At 73.5% G+C, this 6929-nt stretch carries 8 protein-coding genes; 6 read left to right on the top strand and 2 right to left on the bottom strand.

Annotated features, from left to right (window positions below):
• The 5 genes from AB0M20_RS19755 to AB0M20_RS19735 all read left to right on the top strand — a co-directional run.
• Nucleotides 1-1413, top strand: a 1413-nt coding sequence (locus tag AB0M20_RS19755; RefSeq protein WP_364300052.1) for a GAF domain-containing SpoIIE family protein phosphatase, incomplete at its 5' end; no start/stop codon positions are given.
• An 86-nt stretch (nucleotides 1414-1499) separates the two neighbouring features.
• The gene (locus AB0M20_RS19750; RefSeq protein WP_364300050.1) at nucleotides 1500-1826 is read left to right on the top strand and encodes an STAS domain-containing protein; all 327 of its coding nucleotides are present in this window, start codon (nucleotides 1500-1502) and stop codon (nucleotides 1824-1826) included.
• A gap of 103 nt (nucleotides 1827-1929) precedes the next feature.
• Nucleotides 1930-2670 carry a DUF4184 family protein gene (locus tag AB0M20_RS19745; RefSeq protein WP_364300048.1) on the top strand — a complete coding sequence of 247 codons (741 nt, stop codon included), beginning with the start codon at nucleotides 1930-1932 and terminating at the stop codon, nucleotides 2668-2670.
• 97 nt (nucleotides 2671-2767) lie between these two features.
• Entirely contained in the window at nucleotides 2768-3799 is a 1032-nt protein-coding gene (locus tag AB0M20_RS19740; RefSeq protein ID WP_364300046.1) for an aminotransferase class V-fold PLP-dependent enzyme, read from the top strand.
• Complete coding sequence (locus AB0M20_RS19735; protein WP_364300044.1) at nucleotides 3800-4894, top strand: M20/M25/M40 family metallo-hydrolase; 1095 nt, start codon at nucleotides 3800-3802, stop codon at nucleotides 4892-4894. It abuts the gene before it with no gap.
• Here AB0M20_RS19735 and AB0M20_RS19730 read toward each other — a convergent pair.
• Nucleotides 4883-5539: an adenylate kinase gene (locus AB0M20_RS19730; RefSeq protein ID WP_364300042.1), complete on the bottom strand. Its 657-nt coding sequence runs from the start codon at nucleotides 5537-5539 to the stop codon at nucleotides 4883-4885. The genes AB0M20_RS19735 and AB0M20_RS19730 overlap by 12 nt on opposite strands.
• Before the next feature lie 161 nt (nucleotides 5540-5700).
• Between AB0M20_RS19730 and AB0M20_RS19725 the strand changes: the two genes are divergently transcribed.
• A complete protein-coding gene (locus AB0M20_RS19725; protein ID WP_364300040.1) occupies nucleotides 5701-6354 on the top strand; it encodes an ElyC/SanA/YdcF family protein in 654 nt (217 codons plus the stop codon).
• A gap of 20 nt (nucleotides 6355-6374) precedes the next feature.
• On the opposite strand, the gene AB0M20_RS19720 is transcribed toward AB0M20_RS19725, so the two are convergent.
• The coding region (locus tag AB0M20_RS19720; RefSeq protein WP_364300038.1) for a hypothetical protein at nucleotides 6375-6929 on the bottom strand (555 nt) is incomplete at its 5' end.

The raw sequence follows: 6929 nt of genomic DNA, 5'->3' as shown, positions 1-6929 counted from the left end.
GGCTACGCCGGGGTGCCGTTGACCGACGACGCCGGCCTGGTCCTCGGCTCGCTGAGCGCGATCGACACCGCTCCGCGGCGATGGACCCCGGACGAGCTGGCCCTGCTGGCCGACCTCGGCGCTTCCTGCTCCGACAGCCTCCGGCTGCGCATCGCACACCAGCGGGCACAGCGGCAGCAGGACCAGGCCGCGCTGGACCGCAGCCAGTTGTTGCTGCGGGCCAGCACCGCGCTGGCCAAGACCAACACCGCCGAGGACGTGGTGGAGGTGGTGCGGGAGCTGGTGACCGGCACCCTGGATCCCGCGTACGTGGGCCTCTCGCTGGTCGACCGCGCCGGATGGGTGAACCTGCAGTCCGCCTCGGCGCTGCCGTCGCGGGTCGCCGAGCGGTGGCGCCGCTACGCCGGCGCGGCCGGCACTCCGTCGGCGCTGGCGGTGCGGACCGGTGCCCAGGTCGTGCTGCCCGACTTGGCGGCGGTCCGTGCGCTGACCCCGGAGGCCGTCGGCACGTTCATGGAGATGGGCTGGCAGTCGGCCGCCAGCGTGCCGCTGCCGGGACCTGGTGGCTCGGCCGGTGCGCTGACCTTCGTCTGGAAGGAGCCGTACGCGCTCCGGCCCGAGGAGCAGGGGGTCCTCGCCGCGCTGGCCGGTTACGTCGCGCAGGCGCTGCAGCGCGCCGACCACCTCTCGTCGCGTGAGAAGGTGGCCGCCGTGCTGCAGCGGGCGCTGCTGAGCGACCTGCCCGACGCGGCGCCGTACGAGCTGGCCGCCCACTACGAGCCCGCCGCGCGCGGCGAGCAGGTGGGCGGCGACTGGTACGACGCCGTACGCCTCGATCCGGGCCATCTCGCCCTCGTCGTGGGGGACGTCACCGGGCACGACATGCGCGCCGCCGCTTTGATGGGCCGTCTGCGGAGCAAGCTGCGTCTGCTGCTGGTCGACCGGCACGAGCCGCCCTCGGCGCTGCTGCGCCGGCTCGACACGGCGAACCAGGCGCTCGGCGACCGGATCACCGCGACCGTCGTGCTGGCCTTCCTGCGGCCGGAGCCCGGTGGTGACGGCCACCGGTTGCAGTGGTCGAACGCGGGACACCCCAGCCCCCTGCTGGTCACCGATGCCGGGACCACCGTGCTCACCGGCTGTGATCCGCTGCTGGGCGCTCAGCGCCGCACCCCGCGCACCAACCTCACCACGCATGTGCCGCCCGGCTCGACCGTGCTGTTCTACACCGACGGGCTCATCGAGACCCGCGAGCAGCCCTTCGACGAGCGTGAACGCCAATTGCACGAGGCGATGGCCGACTTCGCCGGCGTGCCCCTGCCGGCGATGCTCGACCGTCTGCACGCCGCCTTCGCCGGCGACGATCACGAGGACGACGTCGCCATGCTGGCGGTCCGCACCCCGCAGGCTTGAGGACGGAGAATCCTGGGTATATGGGACTCGACCAAGCGTCGCGGTGCCAGCAGGCCGAGCGCCCTCCCACGACGCTAGGACTCCGGATGACCGAGGTGCCGCTGTGGTCGGCGCACGTCACCGCGCTGGACGGCCACCGCACCGTGCGGCTCGCCGGCGAGCTCGACATGGCCGCCGCGGACGAGCTGATCGAGCTGCTTCTCGCCGAGCTGGGCACGCCGGGTGCCGCCGCCGTCGAGGCCGATCTGGGCGCGGTCACCTTCTTCGACTCCGCCGCGCTGGGCGCCCTGATCGTCGCCTACCAGCGCGCGGAGGAGACCGACCGGCAGTTCTCGGTGACGAACCCGACCCGCACGGTCCGGCGCGTCCTGGAGATCACCGGCGTCTACGACTTCCTCGTCCGCCCGGCGTAACCCTGCCCCGCAGATGGTCCTCGGGCGCCGCGCGCACAGGATCTCCGCACGGCCTCCACCCGGCCCGCACCACCGGCCGCGCCGGCCGCCATAGCGTCGCGGCATGCCGCTGACGCTGCCCACCCATCCGACCGCCGTCCTGCCGCTGAAGTTGTGGCGGCCGCGATGGTTCGACGGCGTGGCCCTGACCGTCGGCGCCACCGCGCCGGACATCGCCTACGCCACCTACGGATTCGGCGTGTCGCTGCGCACCCACAACCTGCCGGCCCTGTTCTGGTGGGCGTTGCCGATCACCCTGATCGCCGTCCGGCTGGTCCGCTGGGCGGCGCCGGTGATAGCCGCCCACCTGCCCGCCGGGGGCCCGCTGCGGCTGGCCGATTACGGCGTGCTCGGCGCCGTGCGCCACCCGTGGTACGTCACGGCGACGTCGGCGGTGCTCGGCGCGTGCAGCCACGTCGTCTGGGACGCGTTCACCCACCCGGGGTACGTCCCGTCGCTGCGGCGCGAGGTCTGGGTGGGCACGCCGTGGTGGGGCCTGCTCTCCGACGCCTCGAACATCGCCGGGTTCCTCGCCGGCGCGGCCCTGCTCATCCACGTCGGACGTAAGGGGTTGCTGCGTGCGTGGCACGGCTCGCCGCCGCGGATCACCGCGCGGCCGGTGCGGTTCTGGACCGGTGTCGGCGTGGCGCTCGCGGGCGGTCTGACCCTGGTGTCGGCCCATCCGGTCGACTGGATGGCCGGGCAGGCGATCCGGGTCCTGCTCGTGGCCGGCCTGGCGCTGGTGTGCGGCGCGGCGGTGATCCGCTTCTCGCGGCAGCCCGAACGCGATCAACTTCTGCATTGATATCGGCGGGCGCCCGTCGAGAAGTTCCGCGGCTGAGGATCCACGACGTGGTGATTGGCTGCTTCGGCCCGGTGGATCAGCTGACAGACTCGGTCCGATGGAGATCGAGGACGCGCAGCAGCTGTGGAGCGCCCGGCCGGGCTGGTTGAACACCGCGAGCTATGGACTTCCGCCGCAACCCGCGTGGGACGCGCTGCAGGCGGCCCTCGCCGACTGGCGGGGCGGCGCCACCAGCTGGGAGGGGTGGGGCGAGGCGACGGTGAGCGCCCGGGCCGGCTTCGGCCGCCTGGTCGGCGTGCCGAGCGCCGACGTCGCGGTCGGCTCCCAGGTGTCACAGCTCATCGGCACGGTCGCCACGTCGATCGCCGACGGGGCCCGGGTCGTGGTGCCGGAGATCGAGTTCACGTCGAATCTGTTCCCGTGGCTGGTGCACGGCGATCGGCTCGAGGTGCGTACGGTGCCGGTCGCCGGGCTGGTCGAGTCGGTGACCGCCGGGTGTGACGTGGTCGCGTTCTCGCTGGTGCAGTCGGCCACCGGTGAGGTGGCGCCGTATGAGCAGATCGTCGCGGCCGCCCGGGCGGCGGGTGCGCTGGTGGTCGTCGACGCGTCGCAGGCATGCGGCTGGCTGCCGTTCGACGCCGCCCTCGCCGACGTCGTGGTGGTCGCCGGATACAAATGGCTGATGGGTCCGCGCGGCACGGCGTTCGCCTATCTGAGCCCGGCCGTCCGGGAGACGATCCGGCCGATCGCCGCGGGCTGGTATGCGGGCGTCGATCCCGGCGGCTCGTACTACGGTCCGCGGATGCGGCTCGCCGAGGACGCGCGGCGGTTCGACGTCTCCCCGGCATGGTTCAGCTGGGTCGGCGCCGAGCCGGCGATCGCCCTGATCGAGCAGATCGGCGTCGCGGCGATCCACGACCACGATGTCGCCCTCGCCAACCGGTTCCTCGCCGGGCTCGGCCGGCCGCCCGGTAACAGCGCGATCGTGACGGTCGACGCGCCCGATGCCGCGACCAAGTTGGCGGACGCGGGGGTGCGTGCCGCCGTGCGCGCCGGTCGTGTGCGGGCGTCATTCCACGTCTACAGCACCGAGGCCGACGTCGACCTCGCCGTGAAGGCGCTGGCATAGGTGGACGCCGAGGTGGACGTCGAGGCGCTGGTGCGGCGGGCCGAGGAACTCATCGCGGTGGAGTCCGTCGCCGAACGACCGGCCGCGTTGCTCCAGGCCCTGGACCGCGTGCTCGCTTCGCTGCCGCCCGGCCTCACGGTCGAGCGGTTCGAATCCGGAGGCAAACCCAGTGCGCTGGTGTACGCGGGCAGCCGCCGCCACTTCCGCGCGATCCTCAACGGCCACCTGGACGTGGTCCCGGGCACTCCCGACCTGTTCCGGCCGCGGCGCGAGGGCGACCGGCTGCACGGCCGGGGCGCACACGACATGAAGGTGGCCGCGCTCGTGATGGCCGCCGTGTTCGCGACGCTCGCCGAGGAGCTGCCGGTCGCCCTGCAACTGGTCACCGACGAGGAGGTCGGCGGGCTGCACGGCACGGCCCACCAGATCGCCCGGGGCGTGACCGCGGACTTCGTGGTGATCGGCGAACAGAGCGCGCTGCGGGTGGTCACCGAGTCGCGCGGGCTGCTGCACGCGCGGATGTGGGCCGGCGGTCACACGGCGCATGCGGCGTACCCGTGGCTCGGTGACAACGCGCTCCTCACGCTGATGGGCGGCGTCTCCGCGGTGCTGGACCGATACCCGGTGCCGGCCGAGGAGCAGTGGACGACGACCGTCAACCTGGCCCGGATCGAGACGCCGAACGGCGCGTACAACCAGGTGCCGGACTCGGCGACGGCCTGGCTCGACATCCGCTACCCGGCGGGCGATCCGGACCTGGAGGGCCGGTCGCCGGCGGAGCTGGCGCGCCACCTCGGCGATCTCGCCGGGCTGCCCGTCACGGTCGAGGCGGTGTCGCCGCCGCACCGGGTCGATCCGGGCCGCCCGGAAGTCGGGCTGCTGCAGGCGGCCGCGCGGGCGGTGGGTTACTCGGGAGAGCTGCTGCGTAAGCACGGCGCCGGGGACGGGCGGCACTACGCGGCGGCCGGGATCGACGCGGTGGCCTTCGGGCCGGCGGGGGACGGGCAGCACAGCGCGGCCGAGTGGGTCGACGTGCGGTCGATCGCGCCGTATCACGGCGCGCTGGTCGCGTTTCTGCGCTCGCTACCGATCTGAGCGCCCGAACGCGGTGCCCAGGCCGGTGAGGTCGATCGGCCGGCGTGCGCTCTCCGGCACGTGGTCGACCAGCGACCGCATCGCCTCCAGGGCGGTGAGGATCTGCCGGGCCACCCGCTCCACCGGCCGGACGGCGTCGACCGAGACCAGGATGCCGCGGGAGGCGTACCACTCGACGATCGGGAATGTCACCTCGTGATAGAGGGCCAGCCGCCGGCGGATGACCTCCTCGGTGTCGTCCGAGCGGCCCTCCAGAGCGGCCCGCGCGAGCAGCCGGCGGGTCAGCTCCTCGTCGTCGGCCTGCAGGTGCAGCGCCACGTTCGCGGTCATCTCGAGGCCGAGGCCGATCTCGTAGAGCGCCCGCGCCTGCGCCATGTTGCGCGGCATGCCGTCCAGGACGTAGCCGCCGCCTCTGGCCTTCGCGTCGATGAACGCCGCGCGCACCATGTCGAGCACGACCTCGTCGGGCACCAGCTCGCCGCGGCTGAGGCGGTCCTGTACGGCGCGGCCCAGCTCGGTGCGCCGGGCCACGTGGTCGCGCAGCAGATCGCCGGTGGCGATGTGCGGGATGCCGAAGTGGGTGGCGATCAGGGCGCCTTGAGTGCCCTTGCCGGCTCCGGGAGGTGCGACCAGTAAGACGCGCATCAGGAGATCGTAGTGCCTGGCCGGTGACGGCCGGCCGGCCACGGACGACGAGCGGCCCGGTGCCAGGCCGCGCAGCCGTCGGACACCGCGCCACGGTAGGTCTCTCGGTGGTTTGCGGGCCTTCCCTACGCTGTGCCGGTCCTGGCCGGCCGGGGGGAACGATGAAGCGACGACGCTTGCTGCGGCGCGGTGTGATCGGCGTCGTGCTCCTCGCGCTGGTGCTGATCGGCGGGCCGTGGGCGTGGACCGAGTTCGCGGCGGCCGGGCACGAGCACGATGTGGACGGTGCGCCCAGCGCCGGCGTCGTGATCGTGCTCGGCACCGAGGTCGTCGACGGGCAGCCGTCGAGCCGTCTGGCCGGTCGGCTGGAGACGGCCGCCGAGCTGGTGCGCGGCAGGCGCGCCCGGGCGGTGCTGGTCTCGGGTGACGGCAGCGGCGGCTCGGGCGACGAACCGGCCGCGATTACCGCCTATCTGGTGCGCCTGGGCGTCGACCCGCGGCAGGTGGTGCCGGACCCGTACGGCCTGGACACCTACGACAGTTGCGTACGGGCCCGCGACGTCTACGGCGTGACCAGCGCGCTCGTCGTCACCCAGTCGTACCACCTGTCCCGCGCCGTGGCCCTGTGCCGCGACGCCGGCCTGATCGCCGACGGCGTCCGTGCGGGCTGTCCCGGCTGCCCGGCCGGCCTGCTGCGAGAGAAGGCCGTCCGCGACGTACTCGCCTGCGTGAAGGCGGCCTGGGACGCGGCGAGCGGCCGCGACCCGGCGGTCACGTCACCGGCGAACCCCACGATCCGCGAGGCGCTCGCGTAGGGCGGGCCACCGGCCGGCAGTCAGACGAACAGCGGCTCCACCTGCCGGCGCGTCGCCAGGTCGTCCATCGCCTCGTCCGGCGGGCGCTGTTCGTAGCGCTCGGCGGCGTCGAGCAGCCGCGGCAGGATCTCGACGTCGCCGGTGGTCAGCAGGAACGCCTCCGGGCGGCCGAGCACCCAGTGCACCGCCAGATCGATGTCGGCCTGGTCCCGCAACGGTTCGTACCAGGTGGCGGCGGATTTCGGGCGGCCCTCCCAGCGGCGCAGCGCCAGGCTCTTGATCGTCTGCAGGGCGACGTTGCGCTCGGCGCACACCGCGGCCAGCGCCTCGAAGGTCTCCGCATAGCGCGGGTCGCGCATCTGCACGTAGTTGTACGGCGCGAGCACCGAGTCGAACGGGAACCGCTCCAGACTCCGGCGGTGCATCTCGGGCACCGACAAACCGTGCCCGGTCACGCCGATGAAGCGCACCAGGCCCTCCTCGCGGGCCTCGATCGCCGCCTCGAGGGCGCCGTTCGGTCCCAGCGCGATCTCCCACTCGATGACGTCGACGAGGTTGTGCAGCTGGATCGAGTC

Origin of the sequence: Actinoplanes sp. NPDC051633 (assembly GCF_040681735.1) — a bacterium.
In the GTDB taxonomy this organism is placed as follows: domain Bacteria; phylum Actinomycetota; class Actinomycetes; order Mycobacteriales; family Micromonosporaceae; genus Actinoplanes.
This window is presented reverse-complemented; position numbering and strand designations above follow the sequence as displayed.